General features: G+C 66.2%; 1 protein-coding gene. It reads left to right on the forward strand.

Translation table 11 applies throughout. From position 1 onward, the window contains the following. Nucleotides 1–296: hypothetical protein (locus tag PZH32_RS13160; protein ID WP_275208700.1), on the forward strand; the 296-nt coding region annotated here is incomplete at both ends.

Raw genomic sequence — 296 nt, forward strand, 5'->3', positions numbered from 1 at the left:
GACGGCTCCTACGAGTTCGCCAACCTGCCCACCCGCCACACCGTGGTGCGCCATAACGCCGAGGGCGTGCTGCTGGCCGCCACCGAGTACCTGGCCGGCTACACCGTGGAGGTGCAGGGCAACGACGACAGCGCCGAGCAGTCCATGAACGGCATGCCCGCCACCCGTATGCAGGTGAACGTGCTGGGTCAGGAAGGATTCGCACTGGATGCCACTAACGACCCGCTGAACTCCAAGGTGGTTTCCGCTTCCGCCAACACCAGCAGCCTCTATGCCGCGGGCAACTCCCCGCTGCG

Source organism: Adlercreutzia equolifaciens (genome assembly GCF_029076695.1).
Taxonomy (GTDB): domain Bacteria; phylum Actinomycetota; class Coriobacteriia; order Coriobacteriales; family Eggerthellaceae; genus Adlercreutzia; species Adlercreutzia equolifaciens_A.